22 protein-coding genes are annotated in these 22,184 nt (G+C 60.0%); 9 read left to right on the top strand and 13 right to left on the bottom strand.

The genetic code is table 11. The features are described from left to right. Positions 1-9: 9 nt before the first annotated feature. Genes WBR25_RS09180 through WBR25_RS09165 form a run of 4 tightly spaced genes read right to left on the bottom strand, consistent with a single transcriptional unit; the run spans position 10 to position 3,989 of the window. Positions 10-1,281 carry a glycosyltransferase family 4 protein gene (locus tag WBR25_RS09180; protein ID WP_479749715.1) on the bottom strand — a complete coding sequence of 424 codons (1,272 nt, stop codon included), beginning with the start codon at positions 1,279-1,281 and terminating at the stop codon, positions 10-12. Beyond that, a complete protein-coding gene (locus tag WBR25_RS09175) occupies positions 1,278-1,919 on the bottom strand; it encodes an O-antigen ligase family protein (protein WP_479749899.1) in 642 nt (213 codons plus the stop codon). Before WBR25_RS09175 ends, WBR25_RS09180 begins: the two co-directional genes overlap by 4 nt. Continuing rightward, positions 1,810-2,682 (bottom strand): hypothetical protein, encoded by an 873-nt coding sequence (locus tag WBR25_RS09170; RefSeq protein ID WP_479749714.1) that lies wholly within the window; start codon positions 2,680-2,682, stop codon positions 1,810-1,812. Before WBR25_RS09170 ends, WBR25_RS09175 begins: the two co-directional genes overlap by 110 nt. Continuing rightward, positions 2,670-3,989, bottom strand: coding sequence for a lipopolysaccharide biosynthesis protein (locus WBR25_RS09165; protein WP_479749713.1), 1,320 nt, complete (start codon positions 3,987-3,989; stop codon positions 2,670-2,672). Before WBR25_RS09165 ends, WBR25_RS09170 begins: the two co-directional genes overlap by 13 nt. 299 nt (positions 3,990-4,288) lie before the next feature. Here WBR25_RS09165 and WBR25_RS09160 point away from each other — a divergent pair, with 299 nt between their 5' ends. The 5 genes from WBR25_RS09160 (at position 4,289) to WBR25_RS09140 (ending at position 9,256) form a co-directional block, all read left to right on the top strand. Continuing rightward, complete coding sequence (locus WBR25_RS09160; protein ID WP_479749712.1) at positions 4,289-5,044, top strand: acyltransferase; 756 nt, start codon at positions 4,289-4,291, stop codon at positions 5,042-5,044. Continuing rightward, positions 5,041-5,610: a glycosyltransferase family protein gene (locus tag WBR25_RS09155; protein ID WP_479749711.1), complete on the top strand. Its 570-nt coding sequence runs from the start codon at positions 5,041-5,043 to the stop codon at positions 5,608-5,610. Before WBR25_RS09160 ends, WBR25_RS09155 begins: the two co-directional genes overlap by 4 nt. 84 nt (positions 5,611-5,694) lie before the next feature. Next, positions 5,695-6,237 carry a glycosyltransferase gene (locus WBR25_RS09150; protein ID WP_479749898.1) on the top strand — a complete coding sequence of 181 codons (543 nt, stop codon included), beginning with the start codon at positions 5,695-5,697 and terminating at the stop codon, positions 6,235-6,237. Further along, positions 6,234-8,768, top strand: a complete 2,535-nt coding sequence (locus WBR25_RS09145) for a hypothetical protein (protein ID WP_479749710.1) — start codon at positions 6,234-6,236, stop codon at positions 8,766-8,768. Before WBR25_RS09150 ends, WBR25_RS09145 begins: the two co-directional genes overlap by 4 nt. A gap of 11 nt (positions 8,769-8,779) precedes the next feature. Next, a complete protein-coding gene (locus tag WBR25_RS09140; RefSeq protein WP_479749709.1) occupies positions 8,780-9,256 on the top strand; it encodes a hypothetical protein in 477 nt (158 codons plus the stop codon). Here WBR25_RS09140 and WBR25_RS09135 read toward each other — a convergent pair. Then, positions 9,234-9,680, bottom strand: a complete 447-nt coding sequence (locus tag WBR25_RS09135; RefSeq protein ID WP_323924286.1) for a hypothetical protein — start codon at positions 9,678-9,680, stop codon at positions 9,234-9,236. The genes WBR25_RS09140 and WBR25_RS09135 overlap by 23 nt on opposite strands. Beyond that, the gene (locus tag WBR25_RS09130) at positions 9,667-10,434 is read right to left on the bottom strand and encodes a hypothetical protein (RefSeq protein WP_123172955.1); all 768 of its coding nucleotides are present in this window, start codon (positions 10,432-10,434) and stop codon (positions 9,667-9,669) included. The genes WBR25_RS09135 and WBR25_RS09130 overlap by 14 nt, the downstream gene beginning before the upstream one ends. Before the next feature lie 167 nt (positions 10,435-10,601). Here WBR25_RS09130 and WBR25_RS09125 point away from each other — a divergent pair, with 167 nt between their 5' ends. Continuing rightward, a complete protein-coding gene (locus tag WBR25_RS09125) occupies positions 10,602-11,447 on the top strand; it encodes a DUF1194 domain-containing protein (protein WP_120414146.1) in 846 nt (281 codons plus the stop codon). Between the two features lie 279 nt (positions 11,448-11,726). Here the strand turns inward: WBR25_RS09125 and WBR25_RS09120 are convergent, their stop codons facing one another. The 4 genes from WBR25_RS09120 to WBR25_RS09105 all read right to left on the bottom strand — a co-directional run bounded on the left by WBR25_RS09120 (position 11,727) and on the right by WBR25_RS09105 (position 15,461). Next, a complete protein-coding gene (locus tag WBR25_RS09120; RefSeq protein WP_479749708.1) occupies positions 11,727-12,611 on the bottom strand; it encodes a hypothetical protein in 885 nt (294 codons plus the stop codon). A gap of 81 nt (positions 12,612-12,692) precedes the next feature. After that, positions 12,693-13,181, bottom strand: a complete 489-nt coding sequence (locus WBR25_RS09115) for a hypothetical protein (protein ID WP_021230254.1) — start codon at positions 13,179-13,181, stop codon at positions 12,693-12,695. Positions 13,182-13,253: 72 nt separating this feature from the next. Further along, entirely contained in the window at positions 13,254-13,688 is a 435-nt protein-coding gene (locus tag WBR25_RS09110) for a hypothetical protein (RefSeq protein ID WP_479749707.1), read from the bottom strand. Positions 13,689-14,045: 357 nt separating this feature from the next. Further along, positions 14,046-15,461, bottom strand: a complete 1,416-nt coding sequence (locus tag WBR25_RS09105) for a GumC family protein (RefSeq protein ID WP_371154217.1) — start codon at positions 15,459-15,461, stop codon at positions 14,046-14,048. Positions 15,462-15,618: 157 nt separating this feature from the next. Here WBR25_RS09105 and WBR25_RS09100 point away from each other — a divergent pair, with 157 nt between their 5' ends. The 3 genes from WBR25_RS09100 to WBR25_RS09090 are packed head-to-tail and all read left to right on the top strand — an operon-like array spanning position 15,619 to position 18,627. Continuing rightward, positions 15,619-16,770, top strand: a complete 1,152-nt coding sequence (locus WBR25_RS09100) for a glycosyltransferase (RefSeq protein ID WP_216962416.1) — start codon at positions 15,619-15,621, stop codon at positions 16,768-16,770. Positions 16,771-16,801: 31 nt separating this feature from the next. Continuing rightward, positions 16,802-17,995, top strand: a complete 1,194-nt coding sequence (locus WBR25_RS09095) for a glycosyltransferase family 2 protein (protein ID WP_042083499.1) — start codon at positions 16,802-16,804, stop codon at positions 17,993-17,995. Beyond that, positions 17,992-18,627, top strand: coding sequence for a sugar transferase (locus WBR25_RS09090; RefSeq protein ID WP_479749706.1), 636 nt, complete (start codon positions 17,992-17,994; stop codon positions 18,625-18,627). Before WBR25_RS09095 ends, WBR25_RS09090 begins: the two co-directional genes overlap by 4 nt. A 291-nt stretch (positions 18,628-18,918) precedes the next feature. Here WBR25_RS09090 and WBR25_RS09085 read toward each other — a convergent pair whose 3' ends face one another. From WBR25_RS09085 to WBR25_RS09075, 3 genes are all read right to left on the bottom strand, one after another. Further along, a complete protein-coding gene (locus WBR25_RS09085) occupies positions 18,919-19,920 on the bottom strand; it encodes a glycosyltransferase family 4 protein (RefSeq protein ID WP_479749705.1) in 1,002 nt (333 codons plus the stop codon). A gap of 80 nt (positions 19,921-20,000) precedes the next feature. Beyond that, positions 20,001-21,491, bottom strand: a complete 1,491-nt coding sequence (locus WBR25_RS09080; protein WP_236272478.1) for a SpoIIE family protein phosphatase — start codon at positions 21,489-21,491, stop codon at positions 20,001-20,003. Between the two features lie 23 nt (positions 21,492-21,514). Further along, complete coding sequence (locus WBR25_RS09075; RefSeq protein ID WP_279487040.1) at positions 21,515-22,183, bottom strand: P-loop NTPase family protein; 669 nt, start codon at positions 22,181-22,183, stop codon at positions 21,515-21,517. Between the last annotated feature and the right edge of the window lies 1 nt (position 22,184).

Raw genomic sequence — 22,184 nt, 5'->3', positions numbered from 1 at the left:
GCTGCTCCCTTACTCTGGCACCTTGCGGCGGCCAAACCCCAGTTGCGCTCTTTGCGCCACTCTTGCCATCCCACTCGCCAGCATATTGCGACCTCTGGCAAGGAGGCGTTGCCCCGCCCAATGCATGAGTGGTCGGAAGGGTGTGGGGGCCGTGGCGTGCCAACGACCAGCCAGCGCGGCGTCCCACACCGCCGTGACCCCGTCAACGTAGCGCGCCACCGTGAACAACTCTGCGGCACGCAACTTAGCGGCCCGCCCCATTTCACATCGGCGCTGCGGATTGCTCAATTGCCGCCAGTGATCAGCCATCTCGGCCCAATCCCCCGGGATTGCCAGCAAACCGGTCACCCCCTCTTCCACCACTTCGGGGATGCCGCCCACTCGGTAGGCACTGACCGGGAGCCCCAACATGCCCGCCTCCGCCAACGTCAGACCAAACACCTCCTCACGGGCTCCGGAGACCAGCAGATCCACCCCGCCTCGCAAGATAGCGGCACTGTCCGGCCGCTCGCCAAGAAAGTGGACACGCTCGGCCACCCCGAGCTCGACAGCCAACGCCATCAATGCTTCCCGCTCCGGACCGCTGCCAATGATCAGCAACTGGGCCTCCTCCCCCGATGCCATAAGGGCAGCCAGCGAGCGGATCAGCAGATCAATCCCCTTTCGTTTGATCAATGAGCCGACGGTTGCGATGATCATATCCCCCGGGGGCAAGCCCAGCATGCCGACGACCGGCCAGTGAGCACCGCCATTCAGACGAGCGGCATCCACCCCGTTGGGAACCCGGATCAACCGATCGGCCGTGCAGCCATCCTGGCGCCAACCGGTCAACACCGGCTCGCTCACCCCGATCAGCACGCTTGCCTGATGAACCCGCAGGCTGAATCTGTCTCTGGGCTGGTAACTGGCATGAAGGTGGCACACCAGCGGTACCTGCAACGCCCGACAGACACCCACCAGCCACTGACAAGGGGCCGCGCTGTTGGCATGCACCAGCCCAATCTGCCGCTCGGTGATGAGCTCTTTGGCTCGCCGGGAGAGGCGCCGATGGACAGCAAGATCAAAGCGGGGCGCCTGCCATCCCAGCAGCAGGCTGAACGGTTCAACCATGGTTTCTACCCCGAGGATGGCCGCCTCTGCCGCCAGCGTCGGGCTATTGCACCAGAGCAACGGCGTAATGCGGCTGCGATCGAGGTGGGCCAGCAGATCCAGCAGGCAGCGTTCGCTGCCGCGGATCCAGTCCTCTCCGTAGTGAACCAGCAAAACAGGGGTTGCGTTCATCCTCTTGCTCCCTTTGGTGGCACTGCCGGCAACCGGGTTGCCTCCTGATGCTCCTCAGCGGTGGCCTTCACCTCTGTGGCCGCCTGCTGCACGTACTTGATGGCGGCGACGGCCAGCGCCAACTCCAGATAGATGGGCCAGGTAAAGCCCTGGGTCAGGAAGGATCCCGAAATCACAAACCCCACCATGCTGGCCATCACCCCCTGCATTGCCGTGATCACTGCAGGAGGCATGCCAGCAAGCTGGCAACGCCAGCCACTGCGCAGGGTCACCGTCACCATGCCGATAAACAGCGCCAACCCGACAAAGCCGGTTTCAGCCAGCACCCCGAACCAGGTGGAGTGCACCGCATGATTGAGCCCATCCCAATGGGGGCTGTAGAAGAAGTAGTTGTAATAGAAATTGGACAAGCCCACCCCCACCAGCGGATGGCCCAGCGCCATGCCCCAGGCCGCTTGCCAGGCGTAGATCCGCCCCATGGCCGAGGCATCGACCCCGCTCTCGGCGGCGCCGCCAGATGCCCGGTCGCTAATCCCGGCAGCGGCAAACAGCACTACCAGCGCGACCATCCCCATCGAGATCAACAGGGTTTTCGACTTCACCCGCTGCCAGGCAAACAGGCCACCAACGGCGCAGATACCCAGCAGACCACCCCGGCTCTGGGTGGCGATAATGGCGGCCGCAGTCAGCGCAAAGCCAAGCCCCCCAGCAAACGCCCCCCACCCCATTGCCCTGATTGAGCAGCAAGCTCAGCGAAAAGCCGGCAGGAAAGAGCAGCACCAGCGCCAGATCGTTGGGATCCCCCAGCACAGAGCCCAGCTCGCGCCCTATGGTCACCCGGGTCCCCTCCACCAGCCCGATCCCGCTCGCCTTGTTGTAGAGGGCCACCAGCGCCACCAGACAGCCCGCTACCACGAAGGTGCGCACCGCCAACGCAAAATCCCCCGGGGTACGCACCAGCCAGGCGGTGGCCAGGGTCATCAGATAGATCTTGCTGTAGCTGCCGGTCCAGGTGGCGATCGCCTCGCCCCGGTTGCTGGCAAATAGCACACCGATGGAGACCATCACAAAGAAGGCCGTCAGCCAGCTCAGGGCTGGACTCCAGTAGGGCTTGATCCGGCCGGTCAGCAAAATGTGCCAGACCAGCGCGCCGATGGCGGCCAGCGAGAAGAGCAGCGGGATCTTGAGGGGATAGAGCTGGGGGAACACCTCATGCAGCCGAAAGAAAGAGAAGGTGACAAACCCCAGCACCATCAAGAAGGGCCAGCGCAGGGCAAACCAGATGGCGGGAATGGCAAGGCCGAGCATCGGCAGCAGCAAGGGATGGGGCAGCCGCCACCAGAGCAGTGCCAGCACCAGACAGATGGCGCTTGCCCAGATGGCTGGCGTTAAACGAGCCATGATCCTGCCCACCATTGGCCGAGCCAGACCATCGCCAGCGCCCCGAGGGAACTGGCCCAGAGGGTCGAGAGGCGATACGGCAGCGGCAGCAATCGCTGGCTCACCAGATAAAAGGCGAGCGCCCGTACCAGATAGACCACCAGCAGGGTCCAGATCACCCCGGCAACCCCGAAGGGGGGGATGGCGAGCAGAAAGCCTGCGACCCCAAGGGCGCTGCAGCCCAGATTGATCACCATCTGGGCATTGCTCTTCTCGCCGCTAAAGCAGCCGACATTGAGCAAGTCCGAAACATTGCGCACCGCCATGCCCAGCACCAGCAGCGGAATATAGGCGATCGCCCCGTGATAGCTCTCCGGGGTCAACCAGCGAATAAGCAAGGGGGCGGTAAGCCCGACAATCCCCGCGGTGACAAACCCCAGCACCGACCCCATCACGCTGTAGTGGGCATTGAGCCGCAGTCCATCCGGCTCGCGCAGCAGCATGAAACGGCGGGGATACCACCAGAGAGCAAAGGGTTGCAGCAACAACCCCACCGCCAGCGCGAGCTTGCCCGCCACCGCGTAGTAGGCGAGCAGCGCCTCCCCCACCACATCGGCCAGCAGCCAGCGATCCAGTCCGCTCAGGGCAAAACCTGCCAGCCCGCTCACCACCAGGGGCAATCCATAGCGCAGCAGCGGCCGATAGTGCTGCCAGTCAAAGCGGATCCCGCTATCTCGCCACTGCCAGAGGCTCAGCAGCAACGCCAGTGCAACGCAGGTCAGGGTGCCGGAGGCCAGCACCCCGCTCACGCCCCAGCCGAGCCAGAGCCACCAGCCAGTCAGCACCGACTGGATCACCGCCTTGCCTGCGGTCGCCACGAAAAAGAGCCGGGCCTGATTGCGCATCCGCAGCCATGCCAGCGGCACGCCGATCACCCCTTCAAACGGCAGGGCGCAGAGCACCCAGCGCACATCCGCAAGGCGGGTTTCCACCGGCAGCCAGGCTTGCACCAGAGGTGCCAAGAGCCAGAGCAGCACCAGACTGGCCAGGGCGATCAGCCAGACCAGCCCAAACATGCGGGCCACCACCTGCTGGCGCTCCTGCTCATCTTTCGCCAATCCGGCAAAGCGGTAGAGGGCATCCACCAGCCCGAAGCCAAGGATCAGGGACCCCAGATTGATGAGGGTCAGCAGCACCTCCAGCTGGCCGTATTCACGAGGCAGCAGCTGATGGGTCAACACCGGCAGCATCAGCAGGGAGATCCCCTTCATCAGGAGCAAGCCGCCGGCGTAATAGAGCATGGCAATCTGGTTCACACCAAGTTTCATAGGGCCTCCCAGCCACCCGAAGCATCCTGCTCCGGGTCAGCTACCGCTAATGCAAAGCCCACGCCACTCACTCCCGCCCTGAAGCGATAGCCCCTCTGTGCGGCTTAACCGGCCTGAACAAGCCCAGAATGAGACTGGCATTTGCGTTTTGCACAACGCTGGCTGCAAATTGCACCGACCGGCGCAATCTGCACCACCTCTTAGCCCCATTTGGCCCGATCCAGCTGGGGTCGTCCTGTTGGCCCGATCCCTGCTTTCTGCATAGCGAGCAACGGACTGCACCAGAGGGAGAGGTCGCCATGAACACCATCAACCTGCACCGGATGAAAAGCTGGGCCAAACAGGGAGAGACGCCACTGGCTCGCCGGGTATGGCGACTGGCCAAAAGTGCCCGCCACTGGTCATTCCCCGTGATCCCACCCCTGCATCGGCTGCTTTATCGGCTCTATCTGCTGGGTAGCAACGCGCTGGCAACCCTGACCCGCACCCTTTGGTGGACCCCCTTGTTTCAATCTCGCCTCACGGCCCCCGCCCCGCGCCTCTTTCTCTATGGCGGCATCCCCTATATCAGCGGCCCGGTCACCATCGAAATTGGTGCCGACTGCCGCCTCAGCGCCGCCATGACCATCAGCGGCCGGGCATCGAACCAGACGCCAAGGCTAGTGATTGGCCGCAATGTCGGCATTGGCTGGCAGACCACCCTGGCGGTGGGCAGCAAGATAGTGCTGGGGGATAACGTCCGGATTGCAGGGCGTGCCTTTCTGGCGGGCTACCCGGGGCACCCGGTCAATGCCCGCGACCGCGCTCTTGGTAAACCGGATCGCGATGAACAGGTGGGGGCCATTGTGCTGGAGCAGGATGTCTGGCTCGGCACCGGGGTGATGGTGATGGCCGGTGTCACCATAGGCGCGGGCACCATTGTCGCCGCCGGCAGCGTCGTCACCCGGGATCTGCCCGCAGGTGTGCTGGCAGCGGGTGTACCGGCCACAGTACTGCGCCCCTTGCAACCACAGGATCACAGCGACCCCGCACACGCTTCGGAGACCTTTGCATGAACCCACACTCACTGCCGCAACTGGTGGTGCTGGGCGAGGATTGGGGCCAGCACCCCTCCAGCACCCAACACCTGATCAAGCGTCTGTTGCCCGATTATCAAGTGCTTTGGGTCAACTCCATCGGCATGCGCTGTCCCCGCTTTACCCTTCATGATCTCACCCGTATCGTCCGCAAACTGGGGGCCGTGTTGCGCGGCGCGCGCCATGCTGGCGGCCAGTCGGTTGCGCCATCCGAAACCAGCAGCCCCCGGGTTCTGCCGCCGCTCGCCTTGCCACTGCCGGGCAGTCGTCTGGCGGGCAAGATCAATGGCCACTGGCTGGCGGCGCAGATCCGGCGTCAGCTGCCCGAGCTGGATCGCCCCTTGCTCTGGATCTCCCTGCCCAGCGCCGTCGATCTGATTGGCAAGCTCGAAGAGCGGGCGGTGATCTACTACTGCGGCGATGACTTCTCGGCGCTGGCGGGGGTGGATCATCAAGCCATCGCCCACTGCGAGGCCAGACTGGTGGAAAAAGCGGATCTCATTCTGGCCGCCAGCCCCGCGCTGGCCAGCCGCTTTCCCCCATAAAACCCGGCTGCTCAGCCACGGCGTGGATCTCGAACTGTTTATGCCCCCAGAGAGCGGCCGGCGGATCTTCCCTCCGGCCGCCCCATTGCCGGATTTTACGGCAGCCTGAGCGACTGGATTGATATCCCCCTGCTGGCAGAGACGGCGACCGCCCTGCCCCACTGGGATCTGGTGCTGATTGGCCCGGTCCAGACCGATATCTCCCCCCTCAAGGGGCTCCCCAATATCCATCTGTTGGGGCCCCGTCCCCATCACACACTGGCAGCCTATGCCCAGCACTGGCAGGTGAGCCTGCTGCCCTTTGTCGACAACGCCCAGATCCGTGCCTGCAATCCATTGAAATTGCGCGAATATCTGGCCGCAGGGCGACCCATCGTCAGCACCGATTTTCCGGCCCTCGATGGCTATCGGGATCAGATCCAGCTCCCCCACGATGGGGAGAGCCTGGCCCAGGCCATCAACCGGGCCGCCTTTGATCAATCCAATCCGGGCTGGTTTCAGGAGAGTGGCTGGGAGGGGCTCACCCGCAGCGAAGGGCGCCACACTCGCCAACAGCAGGTGGCCCAGCAAAGCTGGGATCACAAGGCTGCCGAGCTGAACAACTGGTTGAAGGAGCTGGCCGGATGAGCAGAGGGCTCTGGCTGGTTATCCTGCTATGCTGCCATGCAGCAATGGCCGCCACCCGGCTGGAGGGGCAGATCCCGCTGCCCCTGACAGGCAACCAGACACCCCAGCGGCTCGATCTGAGCACCCACAACTGGCCAATAGGCAGCGATGATGAACTGGTGATCGAGGGCCATAACCCCAGCGCCCGCCCGCAAACCCTGATCCTGCGTATCGACGATGAGGCCTCGGTCAACTACCGCAGCCGGGTCAATCTGGAGCGGATTGTCGCCCCCGGCCCCTTCACCCAGCGCTTTGCCTTGAGCGAGTGGCGCACCAGCCAGCCCAGAGCGCTGGCGCTGGACAAACTCACCAAGCTCTATCTCTTTATGGCCGATAACGCCCCCTCAATGACCATTTACCGCTGGTACTGGGAGCCCGGTCTGACTCTGCCTGAGGGCACCATTGCGCTGGATCTGGGGGCGGCGGCTGCGCCCCGCTTTACCGGCTTTGAGGCCCTGAGCCCGGGGGATCCCCGGCTGATTGGCCACTCCACCCCCATCTTGCGCCCCTCCGGCGATGCCCTGGTGCGCGATGGGCTGCGCAATCTCGACGGAGTACGACTGGATCTAGCCAAAGGACGCTACCAGCTCACCCTCTGGCTGGATGACCCCGGCGAGTGGGAGTTCCTGCCCCACCCCTTCGAGCGCAGCGTACTGGTCAATGGCGAGCCCATCTGGGCCGAGCAGTGGCAACCGCAGGCATGGCTAACGCAGCGCTATCTGGCGGGACAATCTCGCGAGGCACTGCCAAACCCGGATCCCTGGCAGTTGTTCGGGGCACGACAGGGCGGCCCCGTTCATGTCACCCTGAACCACCCCGGCGGCCCGCTCACTATCACATTGGTGGGCCACTCACCGGATGCCAAATACCTGGCAGGGCTGCTGCTTGCCCCCTATCCGGCCCCCACCAGCAAAGAGGCTCTCCCGAATAGTGGAAAAGATCTCGCCGTATTGGCCGACGCTACCGCCATCGTGCTGACCAAGCAGCGCCAGCTGTTTTTGGAAAAGTGGACTCTGGCCCCCTATTCCCCAACCCCTGCTTCGCAGCAACTGAGCCTCACGCCGATTACGGATGCCGCCCCAACCCTGCAGATCGCCCCGCTATCTGCGGCCGATGCGTTGAAGCAGGCTTCACAACCGGTGCTGGCCGCCCGTGGCAGCCAGCTGTTGCTGGAGTTTGCCATCCACGCCGCCACCGACGATCCGGCCCCCTTGCTGGTGATCCAGCCCCCCGAGCAGGCAGGATCGCCGCTGGCGCTGACCCCCTATTACGGCAAGTGGCATCTGGTTCGCCCGCAGGCGAGCGGCACCCTGCTGGCCCCCTCGGATCAGGAGCTGGTCGAGGGGATCGCCGGGCTCACCCTGCTGGCAGGGGTACCTCGGCGTCTGGTACTGCAGATCACCGTCCCACGCGATGCGCCTGCCGGTCACTATCTGGGCAATATTCAGCTGCTCAGCCAACAGCAACTGGTGCAGTTGCCACTGACTATCGAGGTGCTGCCGCTGACCCTGCCCGCGGCCAACAAGCCGGTCGGCATCTATGTCGAAGCGCCCCCCTATCTGAATTGGCTGAGCCCCAATCCCGAGGCGCTAAAAGAGCAGATCGCCGCGGCCAGTCGCTGCGATCTGCAGCGGCTCGCCAAGCTCGGGATCAGCGGCCTCTCGCCCGCCCTGCCACAGGATGAAGCGGGGATGCGGGAGATCATGGGAGAAGCGGCCGGGCTCGGCTTTGTGCAGCCCCTGCTGGCCTATACCCCGCTCAAACGCTGGGGGAACGACCCTGCCAGCCAGCTCGAACAGTGGCAAGCGCGGCAACAGGCACTGACCGCCAGCGGCTTGCCCACGCTGGCATGGAGCCTGTTTGATGAGCCCGATCTTGCCACCCTGCCCGCCATTACCAGCCTGGCGCGGGAGATGAAACGGCGGGATCCGGCGGTGATCCGTGCGGGCCACTTCAACCACCCGGGTCAGGTTGGTCTGTTGGCAGAGGTGGAGATTGCCCTGATCAACGCAGGTTTTGGCGCCGACAAGGCCGATGTGGCGCGGGTACGCCGGCACAAGGTCACCCCCTGGTTTTACAATCTGGGCACCCCGAGAGCCGCCGGGTTCTATCTGTGGCAAAGCGGCGCCGAGGGCTATTTGCAGTGGCATGGCCGCATGCCCACCGCCCTGCCTTATGACCCCACCGACGGGCGGGAGAGCGACTTTATGCTGCTCGGCCCGCAAGCCTGCGAGGCGCACCGCCTCTCTCACGATCTGTTACTGTTGCAGCAAGCCATCGAGGATCTGCGCTGGCTCGCCTGGCTGGAGCAGGAGGCCCGCTATCAGGTGGATGCCGCCCTGCTGCTGGAGCGCCTGCGGGATCAGCTGCCGACCCGCTGGCAGGTGGCAGAGCAACTGCCCTCTGCCGCCTGGATCCAGTGGCGCCGCGAGATTGAACAACTGGCCAAGGGATTGAAAACATTGCAAACTGGTGCCAACTCATCCTCCTGAAGTGACTGCGTATGGCCAACCAGACTCCCCGCTCCACAGCCAAAGACAGCGCCCTGTGCCGCCTGTTGCCCCTGATGCTGCCGCTGCTGATCCTCACCGGTTGCGCCCGTCAGGAGCCGGTCAATGAGACCCTGCCAATCCTCAACCAGTTGCGGGAACAACAAATGGCCGAACAGCCCCAGCTGCAACTGCAGTACCAGCAAGCGGAGACACAACTGCCAGCGGATCAGGAGCAGCTGCTGCATCAGTTTTTAGGACGCAAGGATCCGGCCCGGATTGCGCTGGTAAGCGGCCCAGGGCTGCAAACCGACATGCTGGAGAGTGCGCGGATGGCGAGCGTGCGCCTGACCGCTCTCACCCGCTTGCTGGGAGCTCGCGCCATTGAACTGGAGCCCCGCTATGACCCCATGCTGGCCCCCAATACCTTGCTGATCCGCATTCTGCCAAACGGTGAACCGGGGTCAGTCACCCCAGCGGCGGCGCAATAAGGCCGAGGCAGGTGGTCGGCAAGGCCACCCGATAGAGGGGATAAGGGGTCAGCCCCCACAATTTGCGCCAACCCTGGGTAAGACGGTACGAGAGCAGCGGCGGGCTCTGGTGCAACTCGCCTAAAAACATCACCCCCTGACTCATCCCTTCACCCGCCAGCGTCACTGACATCGCCTCCCGATCCGGCGCCACCAGCATGGCCTGCAGCAGGCCGTCACAGCGGGGATGGGCCAGCTGATAGCTGACATAGGTGCCGCCCAATACCGGCGTAGCCACCCGCAAGCGCCATCCCAACTGGACCAGCTCCATCAGCATGGGCTTGGCCCCCTCGTTAACTGCCCGGTTCTGATAACGCCAGCCCATGGCTGCAGCACTGAGCAGCGCCACCAGCAACAGCAGCAGATATCCCTTAGACAGACGCATCACGGCGCCCCCGGATAAAGAGGATGGTCATCACCAGCAACATAATGGCCCACTGGTAGAGCTGGGCCAGCGAGCCGGTATGCAGCCAGCCATACCAGCGCAGATCCAGGCTCATCAGCACCAACCGCAGCTGATTGGCCCCGATATAGAGCAGGCAAACCAGCAGCAACATGGGCCACTGCCGGTAGAGGGGGCGCTCAGGCGCCAGCCAGCAGCAGGAGACCAGCCAGGAGAGCACCACCAGATAGAGTTGAGAAAACGAGGAGCACCCCTTGAGCACGATCAGCGCATGGCCCCCCAACCGCTCGATGCGATTGCCATCAAGGCGAGTCTCCCAGCCAAGCAGTTGCAACCACTGGCCCACCCCCCAGGCATCGAGCGCCAGCACAGGGCCAGAGAGCAGGGCAAACACCTGCTGCCCCCACAACACCGCCACGGTAAAGGCGAGCACAATCTGCAACACCGCCCGCTCATCGCCACTCTGATGACGGCGCCATAGCGAGGCTACCAACAGCAGACAGGCCAGCGCCTTGCAACTGGCGCTGGGGATCAGGATCAGCAGGATAAACAGAGCGAGCGCCAGTGGATGCGGGCGCCAGCTCGGTGCAACCCGCGATGCAATTTGCCACCAGATAGCAATCAGCAACACCACCAGCAGGTTGAAGTGGCCCATATTGAGCCACACCATGCCCCACTGATTGGCCAAACCAAGTAGCAGCCAGTTGGGTGCCCACTGCCAGGGACGGATCTCCATCGCAACTCCTGCCGGTTATCAGCGCTTTTGACCTCTGTCGCAAGTTCTCGCAAGTTCCATGCCTGCCCGGCCTCACCCGGACCAAGCCAAGTCAGAGGATGCAACAAAGCTGGCACGCTTTATTCATTCCCCCTGCTGGCACTAGCGCCAAGGAGAAGGAGTGGGCAATGAAACTCAAACCGTTGGCAGGGCTGCTGGGGATGTTGTTGGTAACCTCCCCCGCATACGCCTTGACCGAAGTCGATACCGAACTGCAACTGCTGATGGATGTGTCGGGCAGCGTCAGTTCATCGGAATTCAATTTGCAGTTACAGGGCTATGTGGACGCCTTTTACAGTCAGGATGTACAGAGCGCCATCCTCGACACCAGTGGCGACAAGCTGGGGTCCATTGCGGTACAGATGGTGATGTGGAGCGGCTCGACCCAGCAGAGCGTGATGACTGACTGGTTCCACCTCTACGACATGACCTCCATCAACAACTTCGCCGCCACCCTGGATGCCCTGGTGCGCCCCTATGCGGGGATGACGGCCCCCGGTTCGGCCATGGCCTTTGGTGCCCAGCAGTTTGATACCAACAACTACACCGCCGCCCGCCAAGTGATGGATGTGTCGGGTGACGGTATCCAGAACAACGGGCTGGATACCTCTACCGTGCGGGATCAACTGCTCGCCTCAGGCATCGATACCATCAACGGCATCACCATAGGTCAGGACTATGCCGATGGGGTGCTGCAAGAGTGGTATGTGGAGAACGTGGCGGGCGGTCAGGATGCGTTTGTGATCAATGCCACCACCTTTGCCGACTTTGGCAATGCGCTGGAGCTCAAACTGGCAGCCGAAATTGAAGGGGGCATTATTCCGGAAGGTGCACTGGCCGCCCCCATCGAGGAGATCCCGCTGGCCGCCCAGTTGCTGCTCGGTATGCCGCTACTGCTGGCCTGGCGCTATCAACGCCGAACTCAAGGACGTCCGCAGCCCGCCAACGGGCAACTGGCACCCGCCATCGGCTGATTTATCACCCCGTGTGTCGCGATTAGGGAGCTATGGCTCCCTGATTTTTTGCAGCAGCTATAGCCTGAAATATCCAACATTGTTTACTAATGGCCCGAGAGCTCACGTATTTGAATAATGGCGCTGCTTAAATCCTCTTAATTAAAAAACTCTTTCAAATATATACACTCGCCTTAAACACTTAAGGCAGTATTAAAGGGTTCGCAACGCAACCACTTTATATAAACCATTGCTTCTTAAATCTAAAGGCGAGCGTTGGGAGCCTCTCTTAAATTAATTTTAAACTCGTGACCTTAGTTGTATAAGTGGCTCTGATTTCATCTGCTGAATGAAACCAATTTTGTCAGTTGTTTCTGCGAAGCCACGTAATTGTCCCAATAGGCCACCAATTGCATCAGGGGCATAATTTAGGAATTTCACCATATCTTTAAGATTATAACTATACATAGGATGTGTTGGATGAACTATCCCATTCCGCTTGCTTTTTAACTCAATAAATTTAGAGCGATACTTCGATGATTTGAATTCTTTATGTTTATGGGCTGCGAATGTTGTAACCCAAGCATCAAGCCTATCCTCAAGAGGTGCTTGGGAATTTAGTGTCACCAGATTTATGAACTCTTTTGAATTAGAAACCAATTCATTCACGTGAAATGTGTATTTGTGCAGAAAGCAATCAACTAAAGATACTGCACATTGTAGGTATGAACGGTAAGCCCTCGTTAAACTTGAAAAATCGTCAGATAAAATTGCTTTATATGCTTCCTTTCGATAATGCGTAATATCATCAGCAAAAGAGGTCTCTGGTGACTCAATTCCTCCAGGAAATTTTACATTTTCGGAGTAACTTGCGTACTTGGAACCAAGATCAAACTGCACTCCTGTATCATCTCCCATTATTGAGATAGATATTGGCGAACTTAGAAATCTATCATTCTGATCTAGCATTTGTTGCAGAACATTTGCCTTGCCATTTTTCCTAACACAGTCTATCTCCCCCTTCAAATCGATAATAAATGCATCAGCTGATTTCTGATTGATGATTATCTCACTATATAGATACTTTTTGTTAATCTTAGGTAGGTTAAGCTCCTTCCAAATTTGGATTACGTATTTCTCTGCCTTTTCTTTTCCTACTCTTATCTCTCGAAAATCAGCTTCCAATTTTCCTCCTAGGGCCGTACATTCGACTATCTAAGTGTAATCGTAACCTACGAGCCATGTGACTTTCACCTGTTATAGATTTCATATTCTCGGGATCATTTTAAGAGCTCTTAGCCGCTCATCATTTGCGATCTCTGCACCAAGAAATGTTTGGCTAATGAAGGTTGACACCGCCGGACCAGAATGAATTTTCTTTATTCTTTCTTTAGCTGCATAAACATGTTTTAGCCGAGAATAAACATCTTCCCACCAATCCCGTCCATATTTTTTTATGAGACTATCTTTTATCTTGTACATCCTCTTTTTACTGCTGAAACTCTCATCAGAACCAATAAGGCTAGCCCATATCATTCTTTTCTGTAAATCATTAGGAACCCAGCACTGCTTTTCAAGCTGATTAATAACGTCAGGGTGTAGATAGAGCTTGTGCTCAGAGAGCATCCTATTAACCCATAATGGCTTAGCTTCTTCATATGCTTGAGCCACTTCAGATCTAGTGAATCCTTGGATATGATCCTTCCATGTTTCTAGTTGATCTATCTTGCTTAATTTTGTAGATAATTTTTCCATAGTTCTCTTACATATAATGCTCACCTAAGGGAGTGGAAACGCCCTACGCTGATAGTATCTCTTGAGCGTTTGTTAGGCATTCAGTTTCTCGATTGCGCCCTGTATCGGCAATTTATTTTCAAAAAACTCTCGAAAAGAAATGTGAAGATCTTGAATCCAACTTTCACTATTTTTGGCTTCTAGAAATTTCAATAACTTTTCAGGTATTGGCTCTTTTTGGTAGTGAAATGTAGCATTTCTAAAAAGTCGTAAAGCATCTATAAAGTCGGTTCTTTCTAATAGCAAATCTATTTTATCATTAGAAAAGCCCTTCTCCCGATAGCCTTCCACAACAACGTATAACAATGAATAAAAAACTGAAATCCGACGAAATGCAGAACCAAACTGAGAGAGTGTTTGTAATTCACTTGGAAATATCCCATCGACAGGAATATCGGCACTAATTACGACTTTTATAGCATCAGCATTTAACCAATGTGAATGTAACACGACCATATTTTGGTCCATATCCTCTCCTTTAAACCTAAAAGTAATTATATGGACCACACGATTAATATGTTATTAACGCCTTCCATCTAACTCCGCCATACCACTCGTCATAACAACCAATAGATAATATTAAAATCACTGTATTACCAACCAGCACCTGATTCATAAGCCTATTATCAATAGCATTGAGCTGGCTCCACTTTTAACACTGGGTATGACCACAGTCAACAAACGGAAATAGAAAATGCAGCCTATCTCCTCTTTTATCGGCTTGCCGCGATGTTTACTCCACCATCTTCACGATATAAAAAAGGCCTCATTACGAGGCCTAATCAGACATATTCCGGTTCCGGCTGTCAGCCAGTTTTACGGCAATCAACCCGGCTCTGGTGACAAGGGCAACACCTGCCCATCCAGCGCATGATCACTATTGGATGGATAGTCCGGCACTGGCTCGCAGTAGGGAATGCGGCTTAGCACCGGCGCCTTGACCAGGGCGGCCAGTTGATCGGAGCGGCGCAGGCTGGCATCCGCCAGTTCGGCCACCAGCGCCAGACCGCAGCCGAGCCCCAGCCCGCCAACCATACCCGCCAGCAGGAACAGCCAGAGCGGGTAGTTGCTCGGCTTGCTGGGGGCAAAGGGTTTGTCGATCACCTTGATCCGCTCCCCCTGCTCGAAGTTGCCCAGATCGCCGGTCACCTTGGCCTTCTCGTAGCGCAGCAGCAAATCCTGATAGAGGGTGCGCTTGACCGCCAGATCCCGCTCCAGCTCGGCGAGCTGGCGCTCGGTATCCCCCTGGGAGTCGACCACCTTGTCCAGCCCATCCAGCTGGCTCTTCAGGCCGGCGGCGTTTTGCTCCGCCTCCGTCAACTGCGTCTGGGCCAGTTGCCACTCGGGCCCGCGCGCCATATCCGGTTGGGATTTGAGCTGCTCAAACTCCTGCTGCAACTGGTCAATCTGATAGCGCAGACTCTGCACCTTGCTGTGCTCGTCGCTGTAGCGGGCTCGCAGCAACACCAGCTCGGTGCGCATCAGTTGCAGCTTCTCATCCAGTTGGCGGGCCAGCTGGCTCTCTTGCCCTAGCGATAGCTGATCGACCCGTGCCTTGGCCTGCTGCAGGGTGATCAGGCTCTCGGCATAACGCTCCTGCAAGCCATAGAGACGGGCGACGTTGGTACTCTGCTGCTGGGGCAAGGCGCTGGCATGCTCCCGTTTAAAATCGGCGAGCAGCTGCTCGGCCGCTTGCAGTTCGCTGCGGCGGCTGTCGAGCTGGCTTTGCAGGAAACGTTCGGACGATTCCGCCGACTGGCGCCCCTTGCTGAGCAGGTTGAAGAAAAAGCGCCGCGAAATGGCTTCGAGCAAACCGGCGCTGTTGGCCGCCGAATCCGCCTTGACCTTTATCTCGATCACCTCATCGCCAATCAGCCGCAGCGAGACGGCACTCGAGAGCCAGTCCATGATGGCATCGCGCTGAGCTGGCGGGGTCTCGTCATTGACCAGGCCACGATCCCGCGCCACCCCGTCCAGCACATAACGGCTGCGCAGCAGGGCTTCGAGCACCGCAAAGCGATCCTTGAGACTCTCCTGAGTGATCAGATCCTTGAGGGTCGGGGTCTGGTTGGCATCTTGCGGCACCATAAAGGTGGTGCGGCTCTCATACTCCTTGGGGGTGAGCAGACCGACCGTCACGCCCACCAGCGGCATCACTAGTACCGGGATAACCAGCAGATAGCGACGGCGCCAGGCGGCAAAGAGAATGATGTAGAGGTTGTAATAGAACTGGACAGGCATGGCATCACTCCCTGAGAAAAACCCTCCCCCCGCACGATGCAAGGGCAGTGCCACCAGAGGTGCTGATCGCCTCTGTGGGCAGATCGCAAGAGTGGTACAAGATTCGCATTCTCCCGCTATCCGGGGTGTCACCCCTTCCCTTGCCGGAGCGCGAACCATGTTGTCATCAACCCCGTCGCACAGACCCCATCCCCGTAGGAACGCCAGCGCCCAGCCCGTCGTGCAACCTGTTCTGCAACCTGTCGTACAAATCGTGCAGCACCTGCAGCCCGGCGGGCTGGAGACCATGGTGCTCAACCTCACGCAGGCGAGCCCTGCCGAGCAACCGGTGCATATCATCTCCCTCGAAGGGCGCAAAGGGGATGTGCTAAGAGCGTGGCCCGCCCTGCATCCCTTCGCAGGCAATATTCATTGCCTGGAAAAGCCCGCGGGCTGGTCGCTGGCAACCCTCTGGCGGCTCACCCGGCTGCTGCGCCAACTCAAGCCCGTCGCGGTACATACCCACCATCTGGGACCCATGCTCTATGGCGGGCTGGCCAGTCGGCTGGCCCGGGTGCCCACCCAGATCCACACAGAGCACGATGCCTGGTATCTCGATGATCCCCATCAGCGCACGCTGGCCCTGTGGGGGCTGCGCGCCTTCAAACCCATTCTGGTGGCCGATGCGACGCCGGTGGCCAACCAGCTGTTGGCCAAGCTGGGCCAGCTGTCGCCAACCGTGATCCCCAACGGCATCGATGAGCAGCGTTTTGCCCCTGGCGCCGCCGCCCTCGCCCGTCAGGAGATGGGATTGCCACAAGGGGTCAAGTTGATTGGCTGCGCCGCCCGCCTTGAGTCGGTCAAGGGTCACACCTTGCTGCTGGAGGCGATCCGCGCCCTGCCGCAGGAGGTGCATCTTGCGTTGGCAGGGGTCGGCAGTTTGCAAAATGCGTTGCAACAACAGTGTCAGCAGCTAGGGATCGCCCATCGGGTCCATTTTCTCGGGCTGGTCGAAAACATGCCGCGCTTCTATCAGGGGCTGGATCTCTTCTGCCTCCCCTCGCTGGCAGAGGGGATGCCGCTTTGCGTGCTGGAAGCACAGGCCTGCGGGGTACCGGTGGTGATGAGCGATGTGGGGGCGGCCAGAGAGATCGTCTGTCAGGCCAGCGGCCATATCCTGTCGGAGCGGGATCCCGGCCGCCTTGCCCAGCTTCTGGCACAAGGGTTGCTGCAGTGCCATAGCCTGCGTGCCGTCACCCGTGAGTTTGTGTGCCAGCAAAGCAGCTTGAGCCGGATGGCTCAGGCCTATCAGCAGCTTTACAGCCGCTGATCAAGCGACCCGATGACCAGAGGAGCATCCCATGGAATGGATCATGATCGTGTTCTGGCTGTGCGCTGTACTGGTGGTCTACCACCATGTCGGCTATCCCCTGCTGCTCAAATTCGGTGGTCGGCAGGCGCGCAAGGTAGCCAATCCGCCCCGCCCTCTGGATCGAGGGTTCAAAACAGAGGCCGCCGATGAGGCGCTGCCGACCATCACCCTGCTGATGCCGGTCTACAACGAGGCGGCAACCATCGCGGCCAAGCTGCAAAACCTCGCCAGCCTCGATTACCCCGCCGACAAGCTGTGGGTGCATGTGCATTTCGACGGCTGCAGCGACAACAGCTACCCCATTGCGCTGAGCCAGCTCGGTGATCCCGCCCTGCAGCAGTTGCAGATCAGGCTGTTTGATCACCCCCGCAATCGCGGCAAGGTCGCCGTGCTCAACGAGGCCATGACCCGGGTGCACAGCGATCTGGTAGCCCTCACCGATGTCTCGGCCCTGCTGCCCATCGACAGCCTGCTGCTGGCGGTCGCCCATTTTGCCGATCCCAAGGTAGGGGTGGTCGGGGAAGCATACCGCTTCTGGCAACCGGGCTCACAGGGCGAGGAGAGTTACTGGCACTATCAAAGCCAGATCAAGCTCTGCGAGTCGGCCCTTGGCGGCATGCTGGGTGCCCACGGGGCCTTCTACATGATGCGCCGGGAGTGCCTCACCCCGCTGGCTGCCGATACCATCAACGACGATTTCATCCTGCCGATGCAGGCCATCGCCAAGGGGTATCGGGCGGTCTATGACAATCGCTGCGCCGCACTGGAGCTGGAAGTTTCCAATGCCGCGCTGGAGGCGACACGGCGCAAGCGGATCGGGGCTGGCAACACCCAGCAGCTGCTGCGGTTGCTGCCCCTGCTACACCCCAAGTTCGGCTGGGTTGCCTTCAACTTTGCCAGTGGCAAGGGGCTGCGGGTGTTGATGCCGCTCTGCCTGACCCTGCTGTGGCTCTGCGCCATCCCGCTTGCCACCCAATCCCTGCTGTTTCAGCTGCTGCTGGGGCTGCAACTGCTGGGGTATCTGCTGGTCATCCTGATCCAGCTGACCCCTGTGCACCCCTGGCCCAATCTGTTTCGCAAGATCCACTATCTGGTACTCGGACACTGGTACAACGGCATGGGCACCCTGCGCTACTGCCTGCGCGCCCCCATACGTTTCATGTCACAGGAGAAAGCCGTATGACACACCCCATTCCAAGATTGACCCTAGTGGTCAAACGCAGCATGGATCTGCTCGGTGCCACTCTTGGCCTGCTGCTGACGCTGCCGCTGTGGCCACTGATCATGCTGGCCATCCGGCTCGATAGCCCGGGGCCTGTGTTATTTCGTCAGCTGCGGATCGGGCGCAGCCACGCCACCCATACCGAGCTCTTTTTCATGATCAAGTTTCGCACCATGCGCGCCGACGCCGAGGCGGCCACCGGGCCGGTCTGGTGTGGCAAGGGGGACAGCCGGATCACCCGCAGCGGCGACTTTCTGCGCAAAACCCGGCTCGATGAGCTGCCGCAGTTTATCAATGTGCTCAAGGGGGAGATGTCGCTGATCGGCCCCCGTCCGGAGCGACCCGGGATCGCCAACCGGCTGGAAGATGCGGTGCCGTACTTTATCGAACGCACCTATGAAGTGGCCCCCGGTATTACCGGTCTGGCACAGGTCAATCAGGGTTACGACGAGTCGCTCGATGATGTGCGCAGCAAGCTGGCGTTCGATCTGGCCTACTCGGTCGCCCTGCTCCACCCCTGGCGCTGGCTGGTTCAGGATGTGCATATCATCGGCAAGACGATTGCCATCATGGTTGGCAAGAAGGGGCGCTAATCCCGCCGCACCAACCTCAACCACACCCCAACCCCATCAGGCCATTGCCACTGCAATGGCCTTTTTTTATGGCGCATCCTTGTGGCAAATCAACGTTGATCACCGAGAAGTCAGCGATCTGATCGCCATCATCTGGCCCCATCCATCCAAAGGCCTGATGCCAGTTTGACCAACAGCAGAAACCCAAGCGTTGCGTGATCACAGAAGCAATCCGCCCCCTGCTCCCCATAACACCGGCACATAAAAAACGAGTGGCCAGCGGCCACTCGTTTTGACAGGTTTCTCCGTGATTCAGGCGCCGTAGACAGCCAGAATTTCGGTCACTCTGTTGTTGACGCTGTACCCGCGGGCTATGGTGTTGCGGGCCGTCTGACTCATTTTGCTGCGCACCACCCCATCGCTGCGCAGCCAGTAGTTGACCAGCTCCGCCATATCCCGCACATGGCCGGGCTCCACCAGCCAGCCATTGGATTTATGGTCGATCAGATTGACCAGGCCCCCCACCGCAAAGGTACAGACCGGTATGCCGTGAGCCATCGCCTCCAGGGCCACCAGCGGCAACCCTTCAAAGCGGGAGGTGATGCAGAGCAGGTCGATGTTGTGCCACTCATTGGCCATGTTCTGGAAACCATGAAGCTGGACGCGATCACCATACTGCTGCAACAAGGCACTTTTCATGGGGCCATCCCCGTAGAGATGAAACGCCCCATCCGGGCAGAAGGCAGCCAGCTGGCAGAATGCCTCCGGCCCCTTTTCCGGCGAGAGGCGGCCGACAAAGGCGATCCGGTTGCCAGTTACCGATGCCGGCGTCGCAGGCATGGGGACAAAGTTGCTGATCACCGTGCTCGGCACAGGCAATTTGCGAGCGATGGGCTCGCTCACTGCAATACACTTCGCAAAACGCGCTGTGGTGCGATCCAGCCAGCTGTAAAACTTCAGCAACCCTTCCCCGTCATCCCCACTGTGAAAAGTCGAGACCACCGATTTACCGGTGAACCAGGCTGTCAGCCGCCCCAGCACCCCGGCCTTGTAGCCGTGGGTATGGATCAGCACAGAAGCAGGCTGACGGGCCAGACGGCGCATAAAGTCGCGGCTGTTGTGGCACACCTCGTAGGGCAAGCCCTGTTGTTTGAGCAGGGTCGTAAAGGGGGTCATGCCGTGGTTGCTCACCAGCACTATGGTGGGGCGAAATCCTCTGGCCAGCAGATCGTTGGCCAAGTGGATAATGTGAACTTCTATTCCACCGACCTGACGCGCATCGATGGCCAGCCAGATCTGCTGCATGGGTAACATAAGGCCCTCCTCCCGTGGCTCCATGCCACCTGAAATGAGGCGCTGCATAGAGCGGGCCAGTCAGGCAAAGAGGGGCAGGATCAGGCGCCGGGACAGGCGACCAGCAGGAGGGTCATGTCATCGAGGGCAGCATCATTGATGCGTTCATCAAACCAGCGGGCAATGCGATGAGCCAGTTGCTCAAGACCGGGCCCCGAAGTCAGGCAGATCTCTTTTAGCTGCGACTCCCAGCGCTGGCGTTCTGCGGCATCACGGCTATCGAGCAGGCCGTCGGTCCAGAACAGCAGGATCTCGCCGGGCTTGAGCTGACGCTCATTAGTCACGAAGTGGGGATCCGGGCGCAAACCGGGCAAGGGGCCGGTCACGCCGACCTGACGGATGGTACCGGGCCCGACCAGCCAGGGCGCCGGGTGGCCCGCGCTGGCCCACTGCACCCGCCCCTCGTTGCCGAGTTCAATGCAGAGGGTGGTGAGCAGGGTAGCCCCCAATAACGGATCACTGTGAACCGCATTGGACAAGATGGTCAGCAAACGGGCGGGGGCGCGCTCCAGATCGTGCGCCGTCAGCAAGCCGCGCAGATAACCGGCATAGGCATGGGCAAAGAACTTGGCTTCTGCATCGTGGCCCATCACATCCCCGAGCCACAGCACCCGATCCTTGACCAGCAGAAAGTCCCCGCCCCCCACGGTGGCCGCGCGGGTTTGCAACGCCAGCTGGTATCCCCCTATGGAGGTAGCGGGCAATAACGGGCGCAGCGCCGAGGTCATGCGCTGATCCAGCTGTTCGCCCCATTGCGACTTGAGCTGCTGCGAGCGTTGCAACACCCGCGAAACCGCCAGCAACAGGTCCTGCTTGGTGATGGGCTTGACCAGAAAGTCATCGATCCCCAGCGCCCCCGCCCGACTCTGGGTCCACTGATCCTGATGACCGGTCAGGAAGATAAAGGGCACCCCCTTCATCTTGGGATCCTTCATCAACTGCTGGCGCAGCCCAAAGCCATCGATCCCCTCCATCTCGATATCGGAGAGCACCAGCGCGGGGGGCTGCTTCCCGAGCGCCAGCAGGGCGGCATGGGAGTCGGCATAACTTTCAACCCGGTAGTGCTCATGGAGATAGGCGGTGAGCAGGGCACGCATCACCTTGTCATCGTCGATCACCGCGATCACCGGCAGTTGGTTGACCGGGCCCTGCTGGCGAAGGGTCACGCGATTGCGATCATCGTCGCGAGAGAAGTGCACCTCGGCAAACAGCTGGTGCACCAGCGCCAGTCCGTATCCCCCCTCCTGCAGCTCATCGGGTAACGGCGCACTGGCAAGACCGGGTTGCGGGCCGCCATCATCCTCCAGTATCAGACTCAAGCCCGTTTCATCCTCTTTTAGCGTGAGCCAGAGCCGGGTCGCGGGAGGGACTGTGTGTTTGACGCTATTGGTGGCCAGCTCACTGAAACAGAGCAGCCAGTTGGCTTGATCCTTTGGGGAGACCTGAAACAGGGAGAGCCCCTGTGCCAGCCGGTTGCGCAGTTCGCGCACCGCCTGCAGGGTTGCCGGAGCAGATCGCAACCAGTCATCCATATCGGGCCTCCATCAGCGGGCGATCAGATCCGGAAATTGAGCAAGGCACTACGCCGGCACCAGCGCTTGAGCCATTCGGTCACCCGGTTGCTGGGCAGCCGGTTGAGTTCGCGCAGGATCTCGCTGGCCAGCCCCGGGTTGAGCTTGTCGTTATAGACAGCGCCAATAAGATTGGCCTCGGCACGGGTCAGTTTATCCACCGCACTTTGTACCACGGTCGTCGGCGTCACCCCCGCCAGCACCACCAGCAGCGCCCCTTCACAGGCTCCACACACCTGATCGGCCGGAATATTGCCCCGATTGAGGGCGGTGAGCGGCGAGGTATCGAAGATCACAACATCGTAATGTTCGAGCCAGCGAACCAGCAGCTGACGCAAGGTATCCTTGTTGCGAAAGGCCATCAGATCCTTGCCCGGCGCCGGGAGCAAGGACAAGGAGCGGCCAGTGGCCACCGGCTCGGGCACATCATTGGGCCCCCAGGCAACCGTCGTGGCGCGGCCGGGGTGATAGAGATTGAGGTCCACCAGCAGGGTACGCAGCCCATCCGCCTCCGAGCGCCTTGCCAGCGCATCGCAGATGGAGCTCACCCCCTCTCCCCCTTCCGACGAGGTGACCGCCAGCGAGCGGATCCCCCGGGCGACCGTCGCCGCATAGAGGGATTCGAGCTCCAGATATTGAATGGGGATGCTCATA

It is taken from the genome of Aeromonas sp. MTB (assembly GCF_056632455.1).
This window is presented reverse-complemented; position numbering and strand designations above follow the sequence as displayed.